The following is a 24,734-nucleotide window of genomic DNA, read 5'->3' as shown; positions in this document are numbered from 1 at the left end:
TTCGCCAAGAACTACACTTCCTTCCTTTACGCTTTCTTATCTACTACTAATCCCATAAATTCAGCCATATCTGCATGCATATCTAAGAATTTTTTTGCGGGAATCTCTTTGACTATTTCTTGAGTAATATCATCCACGATGGTTACATAATACTCATTGAGTCGGTCATGATATTCAAATTTCAGATGAGTATTGGCCGACGATACAAATTCGTTCATACCGTTCAATGCAGTCTTTACGGATGTTTCTGAAACAGGTTTCTCTATTGGTGCGGACTGCTTCTCCTCTACCCTTACATTATGTATCAACTCGTTCATGTAGTTGCTTACTTTTTGTTGAGTGTGTATCCCAATTGTTCCACCTGCCATAGCCTGAAACCCTCCTGGTTATTATAGAAATAATATCGGTCATTTCCGAGAGAAAGTTTAGTCTTTCTTGCAAGTTCACTAATAAGGGGGTTACTATTATGTTATAGGAACATTCGTTCTGTTAATGAAGGGTGGGATGATCTTGACTTCTATTCATTCAATGCTGTGCGGTAAGCTATTAGGCGACGGATCCATCACACAACAAGCGGGAAGGAAGCCACGATTCGCTTTCAATCATGCAGCCAAGGATAAGGAATGGTGTTTTTATTGCTATCACTCTTTAAATCCATATATACCTCTATCTCCCCCTGCTTACAAAAGATCAATGGATCCAAGAATTAAGAAGGGATTCTCAGAGTCATACTATGTTCAGTCCAAATCCAACCCTCTAATTACAACCCTTCGCTCGATTTGGTACCCTGACAACAAAAAAAGTCTTCCGCATGATTATATCAGCAGGCATCTTGATACTTTAGCGTTGGCATGGTGGTATCAGGATGACGGACACTTGAAAAAAGAAAATGAAATTCCTCGCAAGATCATATTATCTACAGAGAGTTTTACTCATGTAGAAAACAAATTTTTAATAAACCTTCTCTATAATAGATTCAATCTGCATTTTGCTCTGGACGGTCAAAACCGATTACTATTGTACGACCAATTTCAGATTTTCTATTTTCTCCATCTGATCACTCCTTATTTAATCCCAGGAATGCACCGCAAGCTAATACGTTTCAATACTATTAAACCCAGCATTGCCGCTTCCAAGCGGACGACGATTTACCTACCCACATTACTCAAATTGAAGCACCCTACTAAAGAAATAAACGAGCAACTATCTATTCTCACAGCCCTATACGATGAGATTAAAAGGGAGAGATTTTATTCAAACGTGTTGTTAAATACAGTAGAAGAGCTCTCAACTCAAGAAATAAAACCCTACCAAGTTGTGATAAAACCAAATAATTTGGAAATTTGTTTAATCCTGAAGAATATTACGGGGTTAAACACGGGACAATTAGTAACTCTATGTTTTTTGATGAACTAGGATACATAAAAAAAGAGGCCCTGAGACCAGGACCCCTTTAAACATAAAATTAACGAAGAAGTTGAAGCACACCTTGTGGCTGTTGGTTTGCTTGCGCAAGCATAGCTTGAGCAGCTTGAGAAAGAATTGAATTCTTCGTTTGTTCCATCATTTCTTTCGCCATCGTGCGAACATTTACTTTCATAAATGACCAGACTATATCTTCACCCTCAATATAAGGGGTTGGGCACTTCGGATCCTCAGTGCTGATGGACACTGGCTCACCTACGGATTTCATCATCATGAGCAAGCTTTTAGATGGTCTATCCTAGTCGTTGAACCTTCTCCAAGGTTTCCCCACAGGAGCTTGGCTGCTGATTGCCCAATCTCTTCTTTTCTCATAGCCATCGCGCCTGTCGTTTCCAACTACGCTGTGGCAAGAAGAGCTCTAAGGGGTTTCCAGCAATTCACCCAATCATAATCACTGACCGTTACCAGTCAGGACGACTGTACTTGTTGCTGCTTAGGCAGCTAAAGTATAATCTACGTCGCGAACACGGGATTCTGCGGCAGTTAGGTTTTCGGAAGATGTATTAAGGTTATTAATAGTATGTTCTAGGCGATTTTGAGTTGCACCTAATTTAGAGCGCTCACTTGATACTTTTTCGATAGCATTATTAATGGTTTTGACTGCTGCGGTTGCTTTCTCAGAGTCAGTTATATCTAATGCGTTTCCACCATTTCTTAGTCCAAGAGCATCTGCTCTCATGTCGTCTATTCCTACTAGTATGTTTTGTCCTTCATTAGCACCAATTTGGAAAGATAAAGAATTACTTGCATCAGTACTTCCTGCATCGTTCTTCTGAATACTAATAGTTACACTTTCTCCAACTTTCATATTAGCCAAATTAGCTAGAGTTAGATCATCACCGAATCCCGATAAAGCAGTAAGATCATCCGCCGTTGTGAATGCAGCATTTGTGCCTGACGGATCTCCAATAGTGAAGTCTTTTGTAGCATCGTCAGCATCTTTACCTTCAGCTGTTCTCGTAATTGTTATTGTTCCCGTTTTAGTAAGAGCATCAGTATCAGTTGCTGCAGATACTGTTACTGAAGCAGTAGTGTTAGAAGCAACTTCTATTTTGCCAGTTGATGCTGGACGTAGTCCTGCTTTGTCCCCATTAAGTAACTTTTGAGTATTAAATTCTGTAGTATTAGCAATTCGATCAATTTCTTGAGTTAATTGATCCACTTCTTTTTGTAGTTCTTTTCTATCTGACTCAGTATTAGTATCGTTAGAGGATTGTACAGCTAACTCACGCATACGCTGTAGGATAGAATGAGTTTCATTTAAAGCACCTTCAGCTGTCTGAATTAAAGAAATTCCATCTTGGGCATTCTTTGATGCCATATCCAACCCACGAATCTGCCCACGCATTTTTTCAGAGATTGCTAGTCCGGCAGCGTCGTCTCCTGCACGGTTGATACGAAGACCTGAAGAAAGTTTTTCCATTGATTTAGATTGAGCATTTGTCGCACTGTTCAATTGACGGTGCGTGTTCAATGCAGCGATATTGTGATTGATTCTCATTTTGTTGTTTCCTCCTTGAAAGTGAGTTCACGTCCTTGTGAACTGTTTGGTTTTGGTTTGCCGGGGAGGAAGAGGTCGGCCGCCCTTTCCTCTTTGGCTTACATAAGTAGTATCGGTCGTTTTTCCTGGGTGTTTAGTCGTTTTGAAAAAACTTTTTATTCGTTTTTCGGGAGGAGGTTTAGTAGGTTTAGGATGCCTTTTGAGGCTTCGGTGTTTTGTTCTTGAATGGATAGATAGACTTCCTTTCGGTGGATGTCTATGTGTTTAGGAGCATCGATGCCGAGTTTGATTTGGTCTCCTTGGATCGAGACGACTTTGATTTCAATGTTGTCTCCGATTTGGATGCTTTCGCCGGTTTTCCTGGTGAGTACGAGCATGCGGTCACCCCTTCTTTCCGGCTGGCTGTGCCAAGATTTGGTGTTGGGTGCGGTAGTTGGTGTCCGTTAAGATGACTTGCTTCCCACTTTTCTTCACTGTGTTTATGATAATTGGTGCCTGGAGATTGGCTGTCGATTCCTTGAATGGGTCTTTTACTGTAAGGATTGAAAGGACTTGAATATCTTCTGTTGTCGGATTACCAAGTTGATCTAGACTTGCGCCATCAAGTTCGAAATCATATTCAGGGAAAAAGAGAAACGGATTTGTTGTGATGAAAGCAAGGTCTGGCGTCGAGGTGGACTGGAGAACTTGAAACCATTCATTCCCTTCAAGGGGAAGCAGGGCAAATTCGTTTTCATCATGGAAGCCGGGTATACCTTTTATGAATGAAAGTAGTTCTTCGTCATTGACAGTGATGTTGCCGTGATAGGCTGTTTGGATGTTCATATGTCACATTCCTTTGTTTAGATTTTCACCTGGTGCGACCCAGTCGATTTTGAGGTCCGCATATCTCTGCATACCGATGTTTACCTTGGCAGGAGTGAAGTCAACGATCGGTTTATTCGTCCGGGTATTGTTGATGACCCGTTGGGGCTCAATGTTCACCCTTACGCTTCCCGGATCGTACCCGATTTTGACGCTGCCGGCCGATGGGATGAAGCCTATATTAAAGTCATAAATCGGACTCGCACTGTTGCGGTCCGCCTGTTCGGCCAAGGCATTTCCACCGTTTTCGATCATCATGAGCTCATCGCCGTCCCCCGAGACGCGCGCCATGCCCTCGAGCCAGTCCTGATAGCCTTGATTCGCAAAGTCTTCAATCCGCCTTCTGATCGATTTTAGATCCATATCGGCCCTGGCTTCTGATTGATCGATGGTTAGTTTGGACGGAGTTCGCTCAATATCCATCTTAGCTTGCGGCTGCTGGATATCTACAGTGGCATTTGGTTGCTGCATATCGAATTGACCCGGAGTGGTCTCAATAGATATCGCGGCATTCGTTGATTGGATACGGATTTGCGGGACATTCATCCTGTTCACCTCTCTATGGTAAAAGGGACCGACCGCGGATGGTCGGTCCCTTTATTTAACTTATCGTAAAAAGTCCATCAAGGTCGGCTGCATGATTCTTGCCCCGACACTGAGTGCTGCACGGTGGACGCTTTCCTGTGATTTTAAATCAGTAATGACTCTCTCAATTTCAGCGTCTTCATTATCAGACATGATGCGCTTCGCCATTGTTTCTTGTTGAGAAAGACGGTCATCAACCATTTCTAAACGATTGTATCGAGCACCTAGGTCGGATCGTTCCGAGGATAGTTTTTCAATAACACCGTCAAGTTTATTTAGCATGCCATCTAGGTCCGTGTCATCATTCGACTCAAACGCTTTCTGAATGGAATGGAGCGTGTCAAACATCTCCTGATTAAAAACTTTACCCGGCGTGACATTTGCCTTAAGGGTAACTCCAGGGGACACCTCTACAATATAATCACCGATGGCGGCATCCCTGAGGTTATCAGCCACCTGTGGTGCACTACCGTCTGCTGGTGCTTTGTCCTTGATTGGTGAATGATTCACGTCGGTACCGTGGTAGATGTAGCGACTGCCGACCTTCGTTTCAGCGATGGTGATCATATCCTGCTTGATCTGTCCAATTTCAGCGGCTACGGCTTTCTTATCATCTTCTGAAAGAGTGCCATTCTTTCCTTGGAGAACCAACTCCCGGACACGTTGGAGGCCTTGGTTACCTTGTTCTAATCCTGCCTCCGAATTATCCATCCACAAGTACAATTCAGACAAATTCCGCTTATACTGCTCCACCCCGCTTACATTGGAGCGGTAGAACATTCCCTTCATGGCGACGACTGGATCGTCTGAGGGACGGGTGATCTTTTTACCGGTGGAGAGTTGATCTTGAAGCTGGCCCATCCGGCTGTAAGAGGAGCTGAGGTTCCTCATAGAGTTGTTGGTCAGCATGCTTTGGGTTACGCGCATGGTTCATTCACCTGCTTATCTTCCAACGGTTCCCATGCCGTTGATGATTTTGTCGAGCATTTCGTCCTGTAGGGTGATCATCCGGGCAGAAGCATTGTAGGCATGCTGGAATTTGATCATATCGGTCATTTCTTCATCAAGGGATACACCGCTTACGGACATGCGGCGTTCGTCGACGGAGGAACGAAGGACGTTTGAGTTTTTGGTAAGCTTGACGGACTCCTGGGATTCAACCGCCATTTTACCGATGACAGATTCAAAATGGCCTTGGAAGGAAGATTCCTTTTCGCCGTATGGCAGCTTTGTTGTTGTAATGAGATCAGCCAGCTTTTGAACATTCGAGGTATCACCTGCTGTCGGATTTCCGGTTCCTGCTGTGGCGATATTATCAGGGTTGCTCATTTCATCCGCGATCTGGATCCGCTGGGCGAAGCCTTCTTTATTTACGTCTTCAAGATCCGCACCAGGGGCCTTTCCATCCTTGAAGAATTTCGGCGTAGTCGACTCAAAGTTTTCAGGATCGAAGTTCGGATCTTCCATCTGCGCCACTGTGAGACCTTGCTGATGCTGTTCATTGAATGCTTTTGCAAATACATAAGCCATATTGTCAAGTTCATCGAGCATGGCCACATAGGATCCCGTGGCTTTTCCATCTTTATTCGTATACCCATATGAATCGATCAAACCACGAAGTTTTCCTTCCCCTTGGCTGAGGAAGCTGTTGATGTCCAGGGTTTGATTGCCGATCTTGACAGAGTCGACTGATTCTTGCGGTCCTTTGATCGAAAGGGAGAGTTCATTCACACCGGCCTTATCTACCAGTTTGATGGCAAAGTCTCCATCTTTCCCAACGAGATTCACAGATACCGAGCCTTCTGCTATAGCAGAGGAAGCTCCACCATTCGATTGGTAGCTGGTCTTGATTGGCACAAGGGTTGAGAGTTGATCCAATAAGCGATCACGCTCATCGTACAGATCATTTGGAAGATAGCCGTGTGGTTCTACTTCGGCAATCTGCTTGTTCACTTGATCGATCTGCCTTGTGAGGGAATTGATTTGCTTTTCAGTCACGGCAAGTTCATTTTGAAGGTCTTTTCTGACGCTTGTCAGTGATGTGGACAAATAGTTAAATGTTTCTGCCACGGCTTTTCCGCGTTGGATGACAACGGAACGTGCGCCGGTATTCGATGTATCACTCGCCAAATCCTGCAGGGACTTCCAGAAAGAGTCCATTGTACTGGACAATCCAGATTCAGAAGGTTCGTTCATGATTTCTTCCATCTTCTGCATGGATTCCATCTTGTTTTCCCAGTATCCGAGCTTATTGTTTTCATTGCGGTACTGCAGGTCAAGGAAGGAATCCCTTACTCGCTGGATCGAACCCGCTTCGACTCCTGTACCGAGCTGTCCGGGAATTTTGGGACTGTTAAAGCCCGGGGATGGGAAAGCTTCCGTAGGGTTGAAGTTGACGCGTTGACGGGAATAGCCCGGTGTGTTGGCATTCGAAATATTATGTCCGGTCGTATAAAGGGCTCCCTGCTGGGTGTACATGCCCCGTTTGGCTGTTTCAAGGCCCATGAATGTGGATCGCATCTTGATGCCTCCGTTTCTGATCTATGCTTTTGAATCAAACAAAGACCGGCTTGGAGCCGGGACTTTATTGTCATCGTTCGGTCTTGTATAGTTGGTCTGCTCTTCTTTCGGCTGCAGAGCCGACAAGCTCATATTCACAAATTGAAGAGATTGATAGACAAGCTTTTGATTGAGTTCATTTTGCTCTTTCAACTCAGCGATGACTGCCGTTAGTTTTCCGTGCCAATCGGAGAGTGTTTCTCTCTCTTCTTCGGGAGCCGTTTCCATGCACTGTAAAAGGGTCGGTGACTCATCAAATGATCGGCCATTCGATTCAGCATATTGCTTTGAATGGGTTTGAAGGTCGTTTTCTACCGTCTGAATGGCTGCAAGATGTCGTTGTTCATCTTTTAATAGGCCATCCAATTGGTCCATCTCACTCGCCTTGATAATGGTGGTTTTTCGTTTGGAGAGGTCGAGGAGGCTCATATGCAGTTTATGGAGTCTGTCTAATGTTGTGGTTAAGGCATTGAGTGACATGGTGATCCCCTTCCCTATTATTCTCCGTGATAGAATTGCTTCAGGCTTTTTGCGATGGAGCCTGCCTGGATCGTATAATTTCCGCTCTGTACCTGTTCTTTCAATGCATCTACTTTCACTTGGCGATCGTTTTCCAATCTGGACACTTCCTGCATCTCTTTAGCCCGTGAAGAAATTTCCACCTTATCTGAAGGAGCACTTCCCCCTTTGACAGGTTGGTCAGCTTTGTTTTGTTGTTGCTTATATGCTTGGATATTGTAGTTCCCGATCTGATTAATCTTCAAATCCGTCTACCTCCTTTTTCCGTTCTTTCCGAGTCTTATAGTAAGTATATCGGATGATTGAGAGGTTTGTTTAGTGATAGGATATGGTTCATTTTTCCTTTCTGCGGGTGTAGTACGTATGACCTGATTCCTTGATGGATTGCTTCCATTGTTCGTCTGATTCGTGCTGTTTAAGGTCTTGGATGAGGGACGTTTGGCACCCTTCGCAGATCCGTGCACTTTGGATGATCTTGCCGCACCGGTCGCATGGGTAGCCCATATTCGGGAATTGTCTGGATTGGATGCGGCCTTTTTTCACCCAATTAAAAAGAAGCTCTTCCTCTACACCGGTGACGTCAACGACTCGTGCGATAGACGCGGCCCGGTTTTCGCGTTTTTTCAGGAATCGGATGACAGAGTCGAAGAGAGTTTCTTCTGCTTTATGACATGCTTCACACACTTCACGGAAGCGGGATTTCATGAATAGCGCATTACAGCGTGGACAGTTGTTTACATCTGACATGGTTCATTCCTCCGTATTTGGCAGGTTCTTTTCTTTTATCGGCAGGTAAGGGCAAGGATTTAACCCCTGGCGATCGTGAACGATGAGACTTCCCTTGCACCTGCTTTTTTGAGGAGAATCGCCGCCTGTCTCACGGTGGTACCCGTCGTATAGATATCATCGATGAGAAGGATATTCTTGCCTGAGAGATCCTTATCGGGTAGGCGGAATACCTGTGCGCCTGTCATCCGCTCCCGTCTCGTCTTCTTCGATTGCTTCTCGGTGTGGGCCCTCATGAGGAGCTCATGACATGGATATCCCGCTTCGGTCAGGAGGGCCTTTGACTGATTGAATCCACGTTCATATAAACGCTCGGGACTGAGGGGAATGGGAAGAAAGAGGTCGGCTTTCGGGATAGCCGTTTGCATGAAAGACGCCAGTGCCTTAGCGAGAACGTAATCTCCTCTATATTTGTAGCGTGCGAGGACCTCTTTCATGAACTCATTGTATTGGAAAAGGGAGGCATTCCGCTCCAGCACCCCATTCCATTCAGGGTTCCCGTTCCACTCCAGGCAGTCACGGCAGAGGCTTCCCTCCGCTCCAGGTCTCGAACAGCCCGGGCAGCCGCCCTCGATCCGTACTAATCCCCTGTCACATTCGTCGCATAGAAGTCTGGTGTCCCTTTGAAATAAAGCCCCCCAATTCATTTTTTCATCAAGGACTTCTCCGCAGTACAGACAGTCACGTGGCATCGATGAGCCCCCTCTTCCCGGCTTCCTTGTTCATGTCGCTGATATGGGCACGGGCTTTAATCATCTCGCCGGTCTTGCCGTGGTGAAAGTACACAATATCCCCGTCCGGATGATCAGAACTCCTCCCCACCCGGCCTGAGATCTGGACAAGGGCACTCTCGGTGAAGATGGTTTCCTCTGCACCGAGGACCGCCACATCAATGCCAGGAATGGTGACTCCCCGTTCCAGGATTGTCGTGGTAAGGAGGATCGGCATCTCGAACTTACGCATCCTCATGACCTTCTCCTTTCGTTCCGGATCCTCGGCATGGACGGACTCGATCAGTGGGTGAATGGCTTTGAACATGGGAAGGGCTTTGTTCATGATGGCTACGCTGGGGAAAAAGATAAGGGCTGGGGTTGAGGTATGCAATCTTTGCAGCATCCACTTCTTCAGTGGCGGCGGGATCTTTCCTTTTTCCAACGATTTCTGCCAGTTACCACACCAGGCAAATCGCGGGGATGGAATGGGGTGACGATGAAAGCGGGCCGGGATCCTGAAGTGGTGCCGCCGTCCCGACCTGCACTCCCGCTGCGTTGCAGCATCGGGCGTTGCCGTGAGATGGATGAGGGAGGAAGACGGTTTTCTTGCTTTCTCCACTGCGTACTGAAGGGATGAATCGAAAGAATAGGGAAACGCATCGACCTCGTCGACGATCATGACATCGAATGCCTCCTTGAACCGGAATAGCTGATGCGTGGTGGTCAGCACGATTTGCCCGTATGACTGGCGTTCCTCGGAACCACCGTAGAGTGTGATCAGATCGGTCTCAGGAAACACCTTCTTCAAACGCGGGGAAAGCTCCAGGATTACATCCGTCCTGGGCGTGGCAAGGCAAACACGATTACCGCTCCTGAGCGCCTCGTGGATCCCCTCGAACAGCACCTCCGTCTTACCGGCACCGCACACGGCCCACACCAGAAGATCCCGATTCTCTTTCACCGCCGTGACGAGCTCGGTGGATGCCTCCTGTTGCGCAGGCGACAGCGTCCCCTCCCATGCAAAAGGCGCATCATCTTTCATATGGGGCGGCGGACCATTCCACGTCAGGAGGGGTGTGCACTCAGACACCCTCCCCATCATCAGACAGTTCCGGCAATAGCGGCATGATTTCCCGCAGCGGGCGCATTCAAACTCACCAAAACTTCCGCGCGAACCATTCCCGCAGCGCTGACAAATCCCAGCCTTCACACCGGGACCGTATGATACGTATCCATGACGATAATGCTCATGAACGAGCGCCCCATCAAACGGTACCTCATCCATCAATAGGGACCTGCCGCAAAGTAGTAATTGTAAATCTGGAGAATAAGAAAAAGATTCATCGAGAGGGGGAGAAGGAATGGAAGGAAGGTCTGAAATGCGTACAGCCTTGGGGTCAGGTTGACCAACAGGGGCTATCGGGGCTATAAAACCATCTTGCTTTGTAAAAAGCATGGCCTCAATCCTTTCTAAAGGGGTTGTAAGAGTAATTCTCCACTAGGTATGCGAATTCCTTTATTTTCATGGAGGGGCTGTACCAGACCTCTCTTCCTCCCCAAAGAGTGAAGTGTAGCGGAGGGCGGCCGACTCTGAGGCGAAAAGCGGGCAGGGTGAGACCCCGCAGGCACGAGGAGGCTCACCGCACGCCCCGCGGAAAGCGGACACCCGCAGCGAAACGAAACGGTCCTCATCCCAATAGCTCCAAACTCCGGACCACTCATCCAAATAAAAAAGGCCTGGACCCAAGTCCAAACCTCCTTCACTCTACAATCATTCCGTCATCTTGCGCGCCCATCCCATACCCATGGACCCTTCCCCAAGATGCGTCCCGATAACGGGACCGAAATAACTCACATTGAATTCCACATTCGGGAACTGTTCCTCAAGCTGCGCCTTCCATTCCAGTGCTTCTTCTTCGCGATTGGCATGGATGACCGACGCCTGATAACGTCCGCCGTCTGAAACAGCTTCACCCAGCAGGTTTTCGACGCGCTTCAGAGCTTTCTTCCGCGTACGGATCTTCTCGAACGGGACGATGACCTTGTCCACAAAATGAAGCAACGGCTTCACTTGCAGCAGGCTTCCGATGATGGCCTGCGCGTTCGACAAGCGTCCTCCGCGCTGAAGATGGGTTAGGTTGTCCACCATGAAGTACGCCCTCACCGTTTCCTTCATTTCATCAAGGAGGCTGACGATCTCTTTGGCATCCCGTCCTTCACTGCTCAGCTTTGCCCCCTCAAGAACATAGAAACCCTGGACCATACAGCTGATCTCGGAATCATACGGGTACACCTCGATTCCGCTTACCATTTCACCAGCTTGCACGGCGCCCTGGTAGGTGCCGCTGATGCCGCTCGAGAGATGGATGGAGATGACGGCGTCGTAATCGTGTGAGAGCTTCTCGAAAAGCTCCACGAACTGGCCGACGGGCGGCTGCGAAGTGGTTGGCAGTCGATCCGAGCTCCGTACTTCTTCAAAGAACTGACTTGCGGTGATATCAACTTCTTCCTGATAGGTTTCCCCTCCGATGATGACGCTCAAGGGGATCATATATATGTCCAGCTGATCACGCAATTCTTTCGGGATGTAGGCTGTACTATCCGTTACAATTGCCGTTTTCATAGAATTATTACCATCCTTATATGTTATTTTCATCGCTATCTGTAATAGCTTATCTTATGTATCCCTCTCATTTTATATGAAAAGGAATGGATTTGCACCCGTTAAAAGGCTGCGGTTGTCTAAACGGCTGTTTAGACTTAGAACTCCTTCATTACGGCCTTCCCACAGTTCCATCAAACGTTTGTTTAACCTTGACTGTCCTCTTTTTCCTTGATGAAAGGTACACGCCGGTGAAGATGATGAGGAGCCCGATGATCAGGTTCGGGGTGATTTCCTCCTGTAGAAGGACGAATCCCCATACCATGGCGCTTGCCGGGATGAGGTACGTCACCGTGGACGCAAGCTCAGGGCTTCCCTTCGTGACAATATAGAAAAACAGCAGGGCCGCAATACCCGAACCGAGGCAGCCGAGACCGATGACGCCCGCCAGTACCTCAAGGCTTAGAAGTCCTTCATACGAGTTCGGTCCGCCCGTGGCGGCAAGCCCGATGAAGCTGAAGACACTTCCGATCAGCAGCTGGAAGGTGGAGATGACGACGACGCTTGTTCCACCGAGGTACTTTTTCGTGAAATGGGACGAGAACGCATAGCACATCGTGGCGGCAAGCATCGTTCCCACCCCAACAAAGTCCGATGAGAAGAGACCGGTGATCTGAAAGTCCATCAGCACCAAGATCCCGAAGAACCCGATGGCGATGCCCAGCCACTGCGAGCCGGTCAGGATGACGGAAAACAATAAAAATCCGATCACCCCTGTCCAGATCGGCGTCGTCGCGTTCAAGATCGACGCCGTATTGCTGTTGATCTGGGTTTCACTGAGCGCGATGAGCGTCCACGGTAAGGCTGCGTTCCCGATCCCCACGACGAGGAGTTTCTTCAAAGGAAGCTTGGTCTTCCCTGACTTCTTTCTGTGCATGAAATAGATTGGAAGCAGAATCAGAGCTCCTGCAAAGCAGCGGATGAACACGGTCCCCCATATCCCTGCAGGCTCCACGAGCCATTTAATGAATACAAACGACATCCCCCAGATGAGGCTGAGCCCCACGAGGGCACTATATAATCGGACCACTCCGGTCCCTCCTCCCTTTTACCTTCTATCATCCTATCCTATGCGCCAGGAATTGGATAGACCCCACTGTAAAATCCCGGTTTTCCGTTTACACAAATGATACTTTTCCACCATTTCAACTTTACAGCTTTATGCTAGGATGGAATTGCTTTCATATCATGACAACATTAGGAGAGATGAACATGCAGTATACGAAACTGAAGTGGATCACCGGTACCTCCCTGGCCCTCACCCTCCTCGCCCCCAATGTACATAGCGCCAAGGCTGCAGAAACGGATCTCGTCAACCTCCGCATCCTTGAGACGACGGATATCCATGTGAACCTGGCCAACTACGATTACTATCAGGACGCGGAAACGGACAAGTACGGACTTGTCAAAACCGCAACCCTCATCAAACAGGCCCGCACCGAAGCAAAAAACAGCCTCCTCTTCGATAACGGGGACTTGATCCAAGGAAATCCACTCGGTGATTATGTCGCGAAAATCGACCCGCTGCAACCGGGGGAAACCCATCCAGTATACAAAGCCATGAACCTGCTTGATTATGATGCCGGGAATATCGGAAATCACGAATTCAACTATGGACTCGATTTCCTGAAAACGTCCCTTTCAGGCTCCAACTTCCCGTACGTGAATGCGAACGTGTATGTGGATGACGGAACCGGGGAGAAGAATTACTTCAAACCTTATGAGATCCTCGACCGCCAAGTCGTCGATGAAGACGGTGAAACCCACTCAATCAAAGTAGGAGTCATCGGGTTCGTCCCTCCTCAAATCATGCAGTGGGATAAAGCCAATCTTGAAGGAAAAGTCGTCACAAAGGATATCGTAGAAACCGCAGAGCATTTCATTCCAAAGATGAAGGCTGATGGAGCCGACATCATCGTCGCCATCCCCCACTCCGGAATCGGAACGGTAACGAGCGAAGGCATGGAGGAAAACGCCACCTATGACCTCTCTAAAGTGGACGGAATCGATGCGATCCTCTTCGGCCATTCCCACGGGACCTTCCCTTCTGCCGCTTATGATGGGATTGAAGGTGTCGATACGGCAAACGGGACCATCAACGGAACCCCTGCCGTCATGCCAGGCTACTGGGGCAGCCACCTCGGCCTCGTCGATCTACAGCTGCAGCACGCAGATGGGAAATGGACCGTATTGAACGGGAAATCATCCACCCGTGGCATCGCCGATAAAGACGGGAAACCACTTGTCGCCCGCGATGAAGAAGTGTACAAAGCCATAGAGGACGATCATCAGCACACCATCGACTGGGTGCGTAGCTCCGTTGGCGAAACGACAGCTCCCATCACGTCGTACTTCTCACAGGTGAAGGATGATCCATCGATCCAGATCGTGACCAATGCCCAGAAATGGTATGTGGAGAAATATATCCAAGGTACAGAATACGAAAACATTCCGGTCCTTTCAGCGGGAGCACCGTTCAAAGCAGGTACCCGAGGGGACCCGACATACTACACCGATATCCCTCAGGGTGAACTGGCCATCAAGAATGTAGCCGACCTTTATCTCTATCCGAACACCCTGCAGGCTGTCCTCATCAAAGGCTCTGACGTGAAAGAGTGGCTCGAAATGTCTGCCGGTCAGTTCAACCAGATCGATCCGAAAAAACGCGGTGAACAATCCCTGATCAATCAGGAGTTCCGCTCGTACAACTACGATGTCATCGATGGTGTCACGTACGAAATCGATGTCACCAAGCCGGCAAAATATGATGCCGATGGAAATGTCATCAATCCAAAATTACAGCGAATCAAGCACCTGAAGTTCAACGGCAAGAAAATCGATCCAAAACAGTCCTTCCTGGTTGCCACCAACAACTACCGTGCAAGCGGGGGTGGGCACTTCCCGGGCATCGATGGCACCAACATCGCCATCCAAGCACCGGATGAAAACCGCAACGTCGTCATCGACTACATCATGGAACAAGGCAGCATCAACCCGGAAGCGGACGGGAACTGGAGTTTCTCTCCAATCAAAGGTCCGGCCACCGTCACCTTTGAATCATCACCAAAAGCAAAAGAGTACATCAAGGATTCACGCACTTTCAAATACATCGAAACCAAGGAAGATGGCTTCGCCAAGTACACCATCAAACTTAAGAATTCAGGCAAAGACGAACAACCAAAAGGGTTCATCGCGAACCTCATTTCTTCCATCTTCAAGTAAAATTAGAGAAAGCGCCCGATGAACGGGTGCTTTTTTTGTATGCAATTTTATAGGAAATATCGTTAGTAAAAGGTCCGTTCCTTTTCGCTGCAGGCGCTTGCTTTCCTGCGGGGAGGGTGTCGAGCCTCCTCGTGCCTGCGGGGTCTCGCCACTCCTCCTTTTCCGCTGGAGTCAAGCACCTTTCGCTTCAATCCACTCTTTGGTTGAGGATGAGATGGAATTTTGCATTGTACTGCACACTTATCAGAGCTGAATGGTTTATCAGGGACACACACTTCATTACCCCAAACCCGTTTCCGCATTGGTTACGTGCTTATGTATGGGACAGTTCCTTTCCGCTGCAGACGCCTGCTTTCCTGCGGGAATGGCGGCAAGCCTCCTCGTGCCTGCGGGGTCTTGCCACCATTCTTTTCCGCTGGAGTCAGACGTCTTCCGCTTCAATCCACTCCTTGGTTGAAGATTGGAATTAAAGTAACCTTAGTTTGGTAAGTCTATTGTGAGGAATAGGGGATGGTCGACCTTGTCCTTCTTATTTGATATGGGAGAAAGATAAGTTCACCTCAAAATCTTCCCTCTGTATCCAAAATGGGCTTGATACAGAATGGTATTCCTTTATCTCTCCACCACAAAGTGTAGTGCACTGAAGGGTGAGACCCCACCAGAATGAGGAGGCTCACCGCACACCTCGTGGGCTCCCACAGCGAAACAGAACGAACCCTTCCTCTCTTCATCCCTAATCAAAAGAGAGGTGGTTGAATTTCGTCACATGCATGAGCATTCTCTCCTCCAAAAGCACACAGTGCAGTGCAGCGGAGGACGGCCGACTCCTGCGGGAATAGTGGACAGGTGAGACCCTGCAAGCGCAGCTGAAGCGGCTCACCGTCCACCCCGCAGGAAAGCGGCCGACCGCAGCGAAACGGAACGGACTCTTCTCCTCTTCACCCCTAATCAAAAGTAACAGCAGACCCAAATGAATCCCTCCAAACAACGACGCTCACCCCTAATTCACCCAACTGTCAAACGAAACCATTTAACTTTCATGGGTTTTCGTCATATAATGGTGTGGTAACTTCATTCACGGATAAAATATTCTATAGGACTGATAGAGATGTACAATAAAGAAATCGTTTACCAAGAACTCTCAAACGTAATGAAAAAAGAAAACATCAAACGCGACGAACCGCTTCGCGATCACCTTTACACGCGACTTGGCGGCAACGCCGACTTCTTCCTCACGCCGACCACCTATGAAGAAGTCCAGGAAATCGTGAAACTCGCAAACAAGAGCGACGTGCCCTTCACCCTTCTCGGGAACGGATCGAACCTCATTGTCAAAGACGGTGGAATCCGCGGAATCGTCCTTCATTTGAAAAACTTCTCCGACATCAGCGCAACCGACCAGCAAATCGTTGCCCAGAGTGGAGCTGCCATCATCGATGTATCCAGACGTGCCCTTGATGAGACCCTTTCCGGGCTTGAATTCGCCTGCGGCATCCCTGGAACCGTCGGCGGTGCCCTCTTCATGAATGCCGGAGCGTACGGCGGTGAAATCAAGGACGTGCTGGACTACTGCTATGTCGTCGACCGTGAAGGCAACCTTGTGAAAAGGACGGCACTGGAGCTTGAGCTGGATTATCGCCACAGCAACATTTCCGAAAAGGGAGACATCGTCCTTGAAGCGACATTCAGCCTGAAGCCGGGAGACCATAAGGATATTAAGGCCGTCATGGACGACCTCACGTTCAAGCGTGAGTCGAAGCAGCCCCTTGAATATCCTTCATGCGGAAGTGTCTTCAAACGTCCTCCAGGCTATTTCGCCGGGAAGCTGATCCAGGACAGCGAACTGCAGGGCACGAACTTCGGTGGAGCAGAAGTATCCACGAAGCATGCCGGCTTCATCGTCAACAAAGATAACGCATCGGCTTCCGATTACATCGCCCTCATCGAACACGTCCAAAAGACGGTCAAAGAAAAATTCGATGTGGAACTTGAGCGTGAAGTACGCATCATCGGGGAAGATCCCCAATAACACAAATAAGGCGCCAGGGAGTTGATCCCCGGCGCCTTATTTCTATCCCATAGATGACCCCTTAACGTCCGCTATTTCTTCGAAACTTTCGCCATTGACTTCTGTTTGTTGTCGTCTTTCATGCTCGCGGCCAGAGAAGCCTTTGAATCACGATCATATGCTTCACGAGCCTTCATATACAACAAGGACACGGGGATGCCTCCTTCTCTTTGGGATTATATGGTCTCAGTTTACCACACACAGCCTTGCTAAAACCATTAAATTGGAAAATCTCCGAACTCATTTAAAGTGATAATTCCAAAGCACCTTCCATTTGCCTTTGTCAAGGGCCACATAGCAGGGCTGAGTGACAATCAGCTCTCCGAACTGGCTATCGTAAAACATATCCACTTGCGCTTTCCTTACATCTTTAAACACAAGTCCCTCATCGTCAAAAGCAAAGCGCTCCACCTTTTCAAGCTTGCTGATTTCAACATCGAACTCTTCCACACCCATATGCCCCATGAATACATGATTCTTGGTTTGGATGTAATTCGATTTGGAGAACTTTTTCTTCATCTCAGGATGAAACAACTCCCACGCATTGCCGAAATCCCCCGTCGACTCAAACTCATAAAAGTCCCGGATCACCTCCTCCGGTGAACCCGAAGCATCCCCCCTGCCAAAAAGCATGAACCCAACAAACGAGAGGAACAGTACGGCCACGACCACGACAGCCACCAGGGGGAAAGGGCTCCTCCTTCTCATTGGTCACCACTCCCTGCTTATCCGTACATAAATATGAAGGACGCGCTTGGTGTATGTTGAAAGATTTTAAAAGTCGTTCTTTTTCAGCTTGGCTGCATAATCAGAGCGTTTTTTTTGAAGAAAATCAAGATAAGGACAATCTGGGTTCAGTTCAAATAATTGAATACTATAGTCCAAGTACTCCAATGCCTTCTCATAATCATGTAAAAGCTCATGATTATATCCGATATGATAGTGCAGTTCTGCCATGAGATAGAGATCCTCACACTCGATACACCAGTCGATGCCTTGAAGAGCGTAGGAGATGGACTCCTGATAATTTTTCAAGCGGGTGTTCACACGGGCAATATTGTAAAGTAGGCGGCTCTTTATAGACTTTACTTTTAATACACGATCAGTGGACGTGATGATCTGTTGAACAAGCTGATATTTCTCCATGGCCCGGTCGTAATGCTCACCATTGAATTCGAATGCTCCCAGGGTCAATAACATTTCAAGTTCATTTTCTGTATATGCGCGTTTCTTTCGGTCTACTAAATCCATTGCCTCCTCCAACAATGATATGGCACCGTCATGATCCCCTTTCACCTCGTACATGTACACACTTTTATGCCAGTAAAGGAATTGCATGGCCCTGCTATCATTGCTGAATAAAGGATTATGTTCCTCCACCTGAACGATCTCCATCATTTCTTCATGCTGACGATTGATTCGCAGTCTCCTTAACTGAGTTGCCACCTCACGTACATAATCGAGTCTTGGAGTTGAACCAATTTGAAAAAAGTAATTAACATCCACCCCAAGCTTCCTGGAAATTTGGTAAAGGACCGTGGCATTGGGATCCAACTCACCTTTTTCAATCAGACTGATCAGTGCCTGCGTACAGATCCCTTCTGCCAGTTCCCCTTGAGTTAAATTCATTTCTCTTCTCAGTTCACTGATTTTCTTTCCAATTTCAGCTAGCTTCAATAGATTCCACCCCCTATGAAATAAATGGGTTGGTCCTCTTACTTTTCAAGCATATGTATGTAGTTTACTCTTTTGTCTCTTACGAAATTTCCACCAGGGTTTTCTGGATATAGTTCAAACAATTGAATACTGTGATCCAAAAATTCTAAAGCTTTTTCAACGTTATTCATAAGTTCATAGTTATAAGCGACCTGATAATGCAGGACCGGCATAAGATAGAGCTGATCATATTCTAAGCACCAATCAATTCCCTTGGTCGCGAGTGAGATGGAATGGTCGAGATTTCCCAAACGTGTATGTGCCCTTGCTGAATGATAATAAAGACGGCTATATATAGACTTATCTGCAGGAATCCTTTTTGATCCTTCCAAAGCTTCTTCCACTTGATTAAAATGTTTTATTGCTCCTTGAAAGTTCTCCTCCCTGTATTCAAACACACCCAATGTCAAAATCATTTCCATTTCAAGCTCAGTAAAGGCTCTTTTACTATTCTTAGTGAGGTGGAAGGCTGATTGGATATGTGAAACAGCCAGTGGGTGGTCCTTTTCTACCTCAAAGGCATAAATGCTCTTATGCCAAAGGAGCAACTGCATTTTATTCGGATCACGGTAAAAAAGGGGATTCTTTTCTTCTGATTTTATATAATCCATCATTTCTTCATACTTATAAACGATCCGGAGTGCCCGAAGCTGTTTTTCCACCTCATTGACGTAGTCTAGCCGTGGAGTCGAACCAATTTCAAAAAAATAGTTAATGTCCACTCCAAGCTTCCTTGCAATCTGACTAAGCGTTGAAGCATTCGGTTCCAGTTCACCTTTTTCAATCAGACTGATTGAAGCTTGTGTACAAATTCCTTTCGCCAGCTCCATTTGGGTCAAGTTCTTTTCGCATCGAAGTTCACTAATTCTCTTCCCGATTTCCTCCATTTTCATACATCCACCCCAACTCACACTTAGATATGAACCTTGATCTTATTGCTTCTTTAAAGCCTCCAAATAGCCTGTCCTTTTGTCAGTAAGGAATCCATTATTCACCGGATGTTCGGGTGTTAAAGCATATAGAAGAATGCAGTAGTCCAGATATTCCAAGGCCTTTTCATAGTCACCCAAGAGTTCGTAATTATATCCGATTTGATAATGAAGCCCCGCCAGGAGATAAAGTTCCTCACTCTCGATGCACCAATCGATTCCTTCGTTTGATAACGCAGTGGACTCTTCCAGGTTACCCAGCCTCGTGTGCGCTCTGGCAAGATTATAATACAGTCTCGTTTTAATCGACTTATCATTGAGAGCTCTATTGGTACCGTCCAGGATTTTTTGAATCTTGTCATATTCTTCAATGACAGCTTCGTAATTTCCGAGGGAAAACTCATAAATGCCAATAGTTAACATCATTTCAATTTCAAGCTCAGTGGTTGCCCTTTTTTTGTTTGGAAATAGCGCAAACGCTTCTTCTAGTATGGAAACAGCCTCTTGATGGTCATTCTTCACTTCAGAATAATAAATGCTCTTATGCCAATATAAAAACTGAAGATTTTTTGGGTCATTATAAAACAACGGATTTTTCTCCTCGATCGAAACAATATTCATCATCTCTTCAAACTCATTTAAGATCCGTAGCTTCCTCACTTGTTTCTGTACTTCAGTAATATAATCCAGCCTTGGCGTCGAACCAATATGAAAGAAGTAGTTCACATCCACTCCGAGTTTCTTCGCAATTTGATACAAGCTTGATGCATTGGGGTCCAACTCCCCTTTTTCAATCAGACTGATTGATGCTTGTGTACAGATTCCCTCTGCCAGTTCCCCTTGGGTGAGATTCATTTCTCCCCGAAGTTCACTGATTTTTTTTCCGATTTCGGAAAGCTTCATGCTCAGCACCTACCTTTGTGATTGGGCTACTCTTACTGCTTCTATCTTTTTATCAATAAAGTCAACGAAGCGGGCATTCTTTTGGATTTGGAAGTAGTCTCTTCCCTTCTGAAAATATGAAAGTGCCTCTTCGTCATTACCTTTTAACTCAAGGTTGTATCCAATTTGATAGTTTAATTGAGCAATCCCATATAATCGTTCTTCACTAATGGTCCATTTCAACCCTTCCTTGCAGTACTTAATCGATTCATCATAGTCTCCAAGACGGGTAATAATCCTAGCAGTATGGTAGTACAACCGTGTTTTAATAGACTTATCCTGCAGATAAGGATTTTGATCTACTGCTTCCTGAGCTTTCCCATAAGCTGCTAACGCCTCATCATATCTTTCCAGAAGTGCTAACATATTACCCAGTGTAATTTGAAGGCGCATTTCCCTCTCCGTCATGGCCCTCTTAGGATCCTCCGTCAATTTGATTGCATCCAACACCATACCCACCGCTTTTTCTTTATTTCTTTCCACTTCACTCACATAGATGGCTTTATTCCAATCCAATAGCTGTTTATTTTCCTTGTTGTTCACAAACAACGGATTTTGTTCTTCCTTCTCGATCAGCTTGATCATGTCGTCATATTGCAAATTGAATCGATAGGTGTGAAATAGGCGCTCCACATTTTTAATATAGTCATGTCTTTCGGTAGAACCTATTTCAAAGAAATAATTCACATCCACCCCAAGTCTTTGGGAGATTCGATAAAGAACGGTAGCGCTAGGATAGATATCTCCCTTTTCCATACGACTGATCAAAGCCTGGGTGCAGATTCCTTCTGCAAGTTCTCCTTGAGTGATACCTATAGCTTTCCTGAGTTCTTTTATCTTCTTTCCAATTACTGAGTAATCCATGGAATTCCACCTTTATCTTTCATTTTCTGTTTCAACTACACCACCTACGTTTTTGCTTCTACATTTACCGACCTCTTTGTCTCTGCAATCTTTCGATCGATGAATTCGACAAGCTTCTTATTCTTTTGAATTTGAAAGTAATTTCTCCCTTTTTGAAAATAGGGAAGCGCCTCTACAGGTTTTCCTTGAAGCTCCAAATTGTAACCAATTTGATAATTCAATTGTGCAATGCCGAATAGCCGCTCTTGGGTAATGGTCCATTTCAGACCTTCCCTACAATAGTTGAGAGATTCCTCGTATTCTCCAAGCCTTGTAAGAATTCTGGCCGTATGATAATAAATTCTCGTTTTAATCGACTTATCTTGAAGGAACGTATCCTGACCAATGGAATCTCGTACTCTGTTATACGCCTCCAACGCTTCTTTATCTTTATCCTGGGAAGATAGAATGTGACCCATAGATAGCTGAATGCGCATCTCCCTCTCCGACATCGCCCTCTTCGGGTCTGCCGTCAGCTGGTAGGCGTCCAGTAACACGCTGATGGCCCTGTCTTTGTCGTTTTCTATTTCTGCTATGTAGATGGCTTTATTCCATTCGAGTAGCTGCTTGTTTTCTTTGTGATTGATGAAAATCGGATTTTTCTCTTCTTTTTGCACGAGTTCGATTAGTTCGTCGTACTGCAGTTTGAATCGGTAGTTATTCAGTAATCGTTCCACGTTTTTGATGTAATCAAAGCGCTCGGTGGAGCCGATTTCGAAGAAGTAGTTCACATCCACCCCAAGCTTCTGGGAAATACGGTATAGCACCGTGGCACTGGGGTAGATATCCCCTTTCTCCATGCGACTGACCAGTGCCTGCGTACAGATTCCATCAGCGAGTTCCCCTTGGGTGATGCCGATGGCTTTTCTCAATTCCCTTATTTTCTTTCCTATGATTGAATAGTCCATTCTAATCCACCCCTGCTGTAGATATGTTCGTCTCGATCATTGGTTTGCACAATGAGCAAATATTAATATTCTTATAGATTCTGAGATTTCCGCAAAGCCCTATCATATTGACCTCCTACACCGGTCAAGGTAAGACGAGAGCGGGATTACATGTACTTATTGAATATGGTTTAATGAATTCAACGACAAATTACAATACCTTTGGACGACGCTCTTGCTTAGGGGGCGTCCTTTTTTTGTAAAAGAAAAATATTAATATCCTTATAATTTCTGAGAAATTCTCACTTTCATCATGAAATACTGAAAGTCCTGACCTGCCGTGTGTCGAGAGGGGGGAATTCATTGAATTCCCGGATATGGTTTAATGAATCCAACGACAAATTACAATACCTTTGGACGGCGCTCTTGCTTAGGGAGCGTCCTTTTTTTATGTAAAAGAAAATATTAATATTCTTATAACTTCTACGAAATGCACGCTTTCATCATGAAATACTGAAAGTCCTGACCTGCCGTGTGTCGAGAGGGGGGAATTCATTGAATTCCCGGATATGGTTTAATGAATCCAACGACAAATTACAATACCTTTGGACGGCGCTCTTGCTTAGGGAGCGTCCTTTTTTTCGGCTATGAATATTAATATCCTTATATTCTTTTAGGAATAAAGGCTTTTATTCCGCATAAGACGTTTTATCCCTGAGGCATTCCTTCACAGCAGGATTTCACCCATTTTCGATCTATGGTTAAATAGACCCAACGACAAATTTCAATACCTGTGGATGACGCTCTTGCTTAGGGGGCGTCCTTTTTTTATTCTTTTATACGTACGAAGCAGCCGGTGGTTTCAGCCTGCGTCTATTTCAAATCTCATACAGTTCCAATGGGAGACCATCGGGGTCAGAAAAGAACGTGAATCGTTTGGACGTATATGGATCGATTCGTATATCCTCGACCTGTATGCCCGATTGATGAAGTTCAGCCACCACTTCTTCCATATTCTCCACTTCAAAAGCCAGATGCCTGAGTCCCCTGGCTTCCGGATAGCTGGCGCGTTCCGGAGCTTCAGGGAAAGAGAATAGTTCGATGAGGTAGGTGCCGTTCAAGGCAAGGTCGAGCTTATACGAGTCACGGTCTTCCCGGTAGACTTCCCTGATGATCGTGAAACCAAGGAGATCGGTGTAGAAGGCCTTTGAAGCTTCATAGTCGGAACAGATAATGGCAATATGATGGACAGCCTGTAGGTGCATATGTTTCCTCCATGTAAAAAAGGAGCAGCCTGTTTCAGCTGCTCCTTGATGATTATTTGATGGATTCGGTCAGGACCGGTACGATTTGTTTTTTACGTGAAACGACGCCTTTAAGAAGTGCACGGTTGTTCTCAAGCTTCACGTTGAAGGCTTTCTCGACTTCTCCTGCCTTGCTTCCAAGGGCAAGGGCCGTCGAGTCGTTCTCAAGGATGTCAGTGACCACAAGAAGGAACAGGTCCAGGCCTTTTTGTTTGATGAGGGTTTCCATGGCTGCTTCTACCTCTGCTTGGCGGCCGAAAACATCATTCAGGTCGACGACATTGATCTGAGCAACTTCAACCTTGGCAGTCCCCATGGAGAATTCCTTGGCATCAAGGGTCACAAGCTCAGCAACCGTCTTCGTGCTCATATTGGCTCCAGCTTTCAACATTTCAAGACCGTATACCTGTGCGTCAACACCGGCGATTTCAGCCAGTTCATTCGCTGCAGCCACGTCTTCATCTGTGCAGGTCGGCGATTTGAACAGGAGTGAATCAGAGATGATGGCAGACAGCATGAGGCCGGCCATTTCCTTCGTCACTTCCACGCCTTTCTCTTTGTACATTTTGTTCAGGATCGTCGCCGTGCAGCCAACTGGCTCGGCGCGGTAGTACAACGGGTCAGCCGTTTCGAAGTTGGCGATACGGTGATGATCGATGACTTCGAGTACGCGTACGTCTTCGATGTCTACGGCGCTTTGCTGGCGTTCGTTATGATCGACCAGGATGACCGTGTCGGCTTCAGGTGCGACCTTCTCCACAAGGCGGGGCGCTTCCACATTGAAATGGTCGAGTGCATATTGGGTCTCCCCGTTCACGTCGCCGAGGCGTACCGCTTCCACTTCTGCTCCCAGCTTCGTCTTCAAGTCTGCATAGACAAGGGCGGATGTAATCGTATCAGTATCGGGATTCTTGTGTCCGAATATAAGCGTTTTACTCATGATCATACTCCTTTTATGTAAAGTTTGGTGATGTTCTCGTATTCATTTTCTTATATTACCATATTTGATCGCAAAACCGAACGAAGATCCGACGAATTTTTCATGGAAAAATGCCACGGTATAGGGAATTGGAACCCTATCTGATTCAA

Annotated in this window: 28 protein-coding genes; 3 read left to right on the top strand and 25 right to left on the bottom strand. The window is 46.6% G+C overall.

Annotation, left to right across the window (positions count from 1 at the left end):
• Positions 1–26 precede the first annotated feature (26 nt).
• Positions 27–368 (bottom strand): flagellar protein FlaG, encoded by a 342-nt coding sequence (gene flaG / locus AF331_RS15810; protein ID WP_053429072.1) that lies wholly within the window; start codon positions 366–368, stop codon positions 27–29.
• Positions 369–510: 142 nt separating this feature from the next.
• On the opposite strand from flaG, the gene AF331_RS15805 reads away from it, so the two are divergent.
• Positions 511–1,416 carry an endonuclease gene (locus AF331_RS15805; RefSeq protein WP_160316572.1) on the top strand — a complete coding sequence of 302 codons (906 nt, stop codon included), beginning with the start codon at positions 511–513 and terminating at the stop codon, positions 1,414–1,416.
• Between the two features lie 49 nt (positions 1,417–1,465).
• Here AF331_RS15805 and AF331_RS23185 read toward each other — a convergent pair whose 3' ends face one another.
• From AF331_RS23185 to AF331_RS15735, 14 genes are all read right to left on the bottom strand, one after another.
• Positions 1,466–1,693: a flagellin gene (locus AF331_RS23185; protein ID WP_412177724.1), complete on the bottom strand. Its 228-nt coding sequence runs from the start codon at positions 1,691–1,693 to the stop codon at positions 1,466–1,468.
• 225 nt (positions 1,694–1,918) lie between these two features.
• Positions 1,919–2,986, bottom strand: a complete 1,068-nt coding sequence (locus tag AF331_RS15795) for a flagellin N-terminal helical domain-containing protein (protein ID WP_053429070.1) — start codon at positions 2,984–2,986, stop codon at positions 1,919–1,921.
• Positions 2,987–3,141: 155 nt separating this feature from the next.
• The gene (csrA, locus tag AF331_RS15790) at positions 3,142–3,363 is read right to left on the bottom strand and encodes a carbon storage regulator CsrA (protein WP_053429069.1); all 222 of its coding nucleotides are present in this window, start codon (positions 3,361–3,363) and stop codon (positions 3,142–3,144) included.
• A 4-nt stretch (positions 3,364–3,367) separates the two neighbouring features.
• Positions 3,368–3,811, bottom strand: a complete 444-nt coding sequence (fliW, locus tag AF331_RS15785) for a flagellar assembly protein FliW (protein ID WP_053429068.1) — start codon at positions 3,809–3,811, stop codon at positions 3,368–3,370.
• A gap of 3 nt (positions 3,812–3,814) precedes the next feature.
• Complete coding sequence (locus tag AF331_RS15780; protein WP_053429067.1) at positions 3,815–4,396, bottom strand: DUF6470 family protein; 582 nt, start codon at positions 4,394–4,396, stop codon at positions 3,815–3,817.
• Positions 4,397–4,456: 60 nt separating this feature from the next.
• Positions 4,457–5,362, bottom strand: a complete 906-nt coding sequence (flgL, locus tag AF331_RS15775) for a flagellar hook-associated protein FlgL (protein WP_053429066.1) — start codon at positions 5,360–5,362, stop codon at positions 4,457–4,459.
• A 15-nt stretch (positions 5,363–5,377) separates the two neighbouring features.
• The gene (gene flgK / locus AF331_RS15770; RefSeq protein ID WP_053429065.1) at positions 5,378–6,955 is read right to left on the bottom strand and encodes a flagellar hook-associated protein FlgK; all 1,578 of its coding nucleotides are present in this window, start codon (positions 6,953–6,955) and stop codon (positions 5,378–5,380) included.
• Between the two features lie 21 nt (positions 6,956–6,976).
• On the bottom strand, positions 6,977–7,474 hold the full coding sequence (locus AF331_RS15765) for a flagellar protein FlgN (RefSeq protein ID WP_053429064.1): 498 nt from the start codon (positions 7,472–7,474) through the stop codon (positions 6,977–6,979).
• Between the two features lie 17 nt (positions 7,475–7,491).
• Positions 7,492–7,758 (bottom strand): flagellar biosynthesis anti-sigma factor FlgM, encoded by a 267-nt coding sequence (gene flgM, locus AF331_RS15760; RefSeq protein ID WP_053429063.1) that lies wholly within the window; start codon positions 7,756–7,758, stop codon positions 7,492–7,494.
• Between the two features lie 88 nt (positions 7,759–7,846).
• Positions 7,847–8,260: a TIGR03826 family flagellar region protein gene (locus tag AF331_RS15755; RefSeq protein ID WP_053429062.1), complete on the bottom strand. Its 414-nt coding sequence runs from the start codon at positions 8,258–8,260 to the stop codon at positions 7,847–7,849.
• 59 nt (positions 8,261–8,319) lie between these two features.
• Complete coding sequence (locus AF331_RS15750; RefSeq protein WP_053429061.1) at positions 8,320–8,991, bottom strand: ComF family protein; 672 nt, start codon at positions 8,989–8,991, stop codon at positions 8,320–8,322.
• On the bottom strand, positions 8,981–10,297 hold the full coding sequence (locus AF331_RS15745; protein WP_053429060.1) for a DEAD/DEAH box helicase: 1,317 nt from the start codon (positions 10,295–10,297) through the stop codon (positions 8,981–8,983). The genes AF331_RS15750 and AF331_RS15745 overlap by 11 nt, the downstream gene beginning before the upstream one ends.
• A 486-nt stretch (positions 10,298–10,783) precedes the next feature.
• Positions 10,784–11,635, bottom strand: a complete 852-nt coding sequence (locus tag AF331_RS15740) for a DegV family protein (RefSeq protein ID WP_053429059.1) — start codon at positions 11,633–11,635, stop codon at positions 10,784–10,786.
• Positions 11,636–11,786: 151 nt separating this feature from the next.
• Complete coding sequence (locus AF331_RS15735) at positions 11,787–12,704, bottom strand: DMT family transporter (protein WP_082347009.1); 918 nt, start codon at positions 12,702–12,704, stop codon at positions 11,787–11,789.
• A 182-nt stretch (positions 12,705–12,886) separates the two neighbouring features.
• On the opposite strand from AF331_RS15735, the gene AF331_RS15730 reads away from it, so the two are divergent.
• Entirely contained in the window at positions 12,887–14,896 is a 2,010-nt protein-coding gene (locus tag AF331_RS15730; protein ID WP_053429058.1) for a bifunctional 2',3'-cyclic-nucleotide 2'-phosphodiesterase/3'-nucleotidase, read from the top strand.
• Positions 14,897–15,175: 279 nt separating this feature from the next.
• Here AF331_RS15730 and AF331_RS22530 read toward each other — a convergent pair whose 3' ends face one another.
• Both AF331_RS22530 and AF331_RS22210 read right to left on the bottom strand, forming a co-directional pair.
• Complete coding sequence (locus tag AF331_RS22530) at positions 15,176–15,337, bottom strand: hypothetical protein (RefSeq protein WP_160316571.1); 162 nt, start codon at positions 15,335–15,337, stop codon at positions 15,176–15,178.
• Between the two features lie 292 nt (positions 15,338–15,629).
• On the bottom strand, positions 15,630–15,866 hold the full coding sequence (locus AF331_RS22210; RefSeq protein WP_152915670.1) for a hypothetical protein: 237 nt from the start codon (positions 15,864–15,866) through the stop codon (positions 15,630–15,632).
• A 138-nt stretch (positions 15,867–16,004) separates the two neighbouring features.
• On the opposite strand from AF331_RS22210, the gene murB reads away from it, so the two are divergent.
• Positions 16,005–16,925 (top strand): UDP-N-acetylmuramate dehydrogenase, encoded by a 921-nt coding sequence (murB, locus tag AF331_RS15725; protein ID WP_048013192.1) that lies wholly within the window; start codon positions 16,005–16,007, stop codon positions 16,923–16,925.
• A 279-nt stretch (positions 16,926–17,204) separates the two neighbouring features.
• On the opposite strand, the gene AF331_RS15720 is transcribed toward murB, so the two are convergent.
• From AF331_RS15720 to AF331_RS15685, 8 genes are all read right to left on the bottom strand, one after another.
• Positions 17,205–17,672 carry a hypothetical protein gene (locus AF331_RS15720; RefSeq protein ID WP_053429057.1) on the bottom strand — a complete coding sequence of 156 codons (468 nt, stop codon included), beginning with the start codon at positions 17,670–17,672 and terminating at the stop codon, positions 17,205–17,207.
• A 66-nt stretch (positions 17,673–17,738) separates the two neighbouring features.
• Positions 17,739–18,641: a helix-turn-helix domain-containing protein gene (locus AF331_RS15715; protein WP_053429056.1), complete on the bottom strand. Its 903-nt coding sequence runs from the start codon at positions 18,639–18,641 to the stop codon at positions 17,739–17,741.
• A 38-nt stretch (positions 18,642–18,679) separates the two neighbouring features.
• A complete protein-coding gene (locus AF331_RS15710) occupies positions 18,680–19,567 on the bottom strand; it encodes a helix-turn-helix domain-containing protein (RefSeq protein WP_268787159.1) in 888 nt (295 codons plus the stop codon).
• Positions 19,568–19,612: 45 nt separating this feature from the next.
• A complete protein-coding gene (locus AF331_RS15705) occupies positions 19,613–20,512 on the bottom strand; it encodes a helix-turn-helix domain-containing protein (RefSeq protein ID WP_053429054.1) in 900 nt (299 codons plus the stop codon).
• 9 nt (positions 20,513–20,521) lie between these two features.
• Positions 20,522–21,415 carry a helix-turn-helix domain-containing protein gene (locus AF331_RS15700; protein ID WP_053429053.1) on the bottom strand — a complete coding sequence of 298 codons (894 nt, stop codon included), beginning with the start codon at positions 21,413–21,415 and terminating at the stop codon, positions 20,522–20,524.
• 44 nt (positions 21,416–21,459) lie between these two features.
• Entirely contained in the window at positions 21,460–22,362 is a 903-nt protein-coding gene (locus tag AF331_RS15695) for a helix-turn-helix domain-containing protein (RefSeq protein ID WP_053429052.1), read from the bottom strand.
• An 857-nt stretch (positions 22,363–23,219) separates the two neighbouring features.
• Complete coding sequence (gloA2, locus tag AF331_RS15690; protein ID WP_053429051.1) at positions 23,220–23,606, bottom strand: SMU1112c/YaeR family gloxylase I-like metalloprotein; 387 nt, start codon at positions 23,604–23,606, stop codon at positions 23,220–23,222.
• Between the two features lie 52 nt (positions 23,607–23,658).
• Entirely contained in the window at positions 23,659–24,585 is a 927-nt protein-coding gene (locus AF331_RS15685) for a manganese-dependent inorganic pyrophosphatase (protein ID WP_053429050.1), read from the bottom strand.
• Positions 24,586–24,734 lie beyond the last annotated feature (149 nt).

This window comes from Rossellomorea marisflavi (genome assembly GCF_001274775.1).
GTDB classification, from domain to species: Bacteria; Bacillota; Bacilli; order Bacillales; family Bacillaceae_B; genus Rossellomorea; species Rossellomorea marisflavi.
Note: the sequence above shows the minus strand (reverse complement) of the source record. Positions and strands in the feature narration are given on the sequence as shown.

What these genes read in the sequence shown, in the direction of transcription:
- AF331_RS15695 (WP_053429052.1), bottom strand. Translation starts at nt 22,362, where the DNA reads ATGGACTATTCAATCATAGGAAAGAAAATAAGGGAATTGAGAAAAGCC.
- AF331_RS15755 (WP_053429062.1), bottom strand. Translation starts at nt 8,260, where the DNA reads ATGTCAGATGTAAACAACTGTCCACGCTGTAATGCGCTATTCATGAAA.
- flgK (WP_053429065.1), bottom strand. Translation starts at nt 6,955, where the DNA reads ATGCGATCCACATTCATGGGCCTTGAAACAGCCAAACGGGGCATGTAC.
- AF331_RS15750 (WP_053429061.1), bottom strand. Translation starts at nt 8,991, where the DNA reads ATGCCACGTGACTGTCTGTACTGCGGAGAAGTCCTTGATGAAAAAATG.
- AF331_RS15780 (WP_053429067.1), bottom strand. Translation starts at nt 4,396, where the DNA reads ATGAATGTCCCGCAAATCCGTATCCAATCAACGAATGCCGCGATATCT.
- AF331_RS15745 (WP_053429060.1), bottom strand. Translation starts at nt 10,297, where the DNA reads ATGGATGAGGTACCGTTTGATGGGGCGCTCGTTCATGAGCATTATCGT.
- AF331_RS15685 (WP_053429050.1), bottom strand. Translation starts at nt 24,585, where the DNA reads ATGAGTAAAACGCTTATATTCGGACACAAGAATCCCGATACTGATACG.
- AF331_RS15765 (WP_053429064.1), bottom strand. Translation starts at nt 7,474, where the DNA reads ATGTCACTCAATGCCTTAACCACAACATTAGACAGACTCCATAAACTG.
- AF331_RS15740 (WP_053429059.1), bottom strand. Translation starts at nt 11,635, where the DNA reads ATGAAAACGGCAATTGTAACGGATAGTACAGCCTACATCCCGAAAGAA.
- murB (WP_048013192.1), top strand. Translation starts at nt 16,005, where the DNA reads ATGTACAATAAAGAAATCGTTTACCAAGAACTCTCAAACGTAATGAAA.
- gloA2 (WP_053429051.1), bottom strand. Translation starts at nt 23,606, where the DNA reads ATGCACCTACAGGCTGTCCATCATATTGCCATTATCTGTTCCGACTAT.
- AF331_RS15730 (WP_053429058.1), top strand. Translation starts at nt 12,887, where the DNA reads ATGCAGTATACGAAACTGAAGTGGATCACCGGTACCTCCCTGGCCCTC.
- csrA (WP_053429069.1), bottom strand. Translation starts at nt 3,363, where the DNA reads ATGCTCGTACTCACCAGGAAAACCGGCGAAAGCATCCAAATCGGAGAC.
- flaG (WP_053429072.1), bottom strand. Translation starts at nt 368, where the DNA reads ATGGCAGGTGGAACAATTGGGATACACACTCAACAAAAAGTAAGCAAC.
- AF331_RS15795 (WP_053429070.1), bottom strand. Translation starts at nt 2,986, where the DNA reads ATGAGAATCAATCACAATATCGCTGCATTGAACACGCACCGTCAATTG.
- fliW (WP_053429068.1), bottom strand. Translation starts at nt 3,811, where the DNA reads ATGAACATCCAAACAGCCTATCACGGCAACATCACTGTCAATGACGAA.
- AF331_RS23185 (WP_412177724.1), bottom strand. Translation starts at nt 1,693, where the DNA reads ATGAAATCCGTAGGTGAGCCAGTGTCCATCAGCACTGAGGATCCGAAG.
- AF331_RS15700 (WP_053429053.1), bottom strand. Translation starts at nt 21,415, where the DNA reads ATGGATTACTCAGTAATTGGAAAGAAGATAAAAGAACTCAGGAAAGCT.
- AF331_RS15720 (WP_053429057.1), bottom strand. Translation starts at nt 17,672, where the DNA reads ATGAGAAGGAGGAGCCCTTTCCCCCTGGTGGCTGTCGTGGTCGTGGCC.
- flgL (WP_053429066.1), bottom strand. Translation starts at nt 5,362, where the DNA reads ATGCGCGTAACCCAAAGCATGCTGACCAACAACTCTATGAGGAACCTC.
- AF331_RS15710 (WP_268787159.1), bottom strand. Translation starts at nt 19,567, where the DNA reads ATGGAGGAAATCGGGAAGAGAATTAGTGAACTTCGATGCGAAAAGAAC.
- AF331_RS15705 (WP_053429054.1), bottom strand. Translation starts at nt 20,512, where the DNA reads ATGAAGCTTTCCGAAATCGGAAAAAAAATCAGTGAACTTCGGGGAGAA.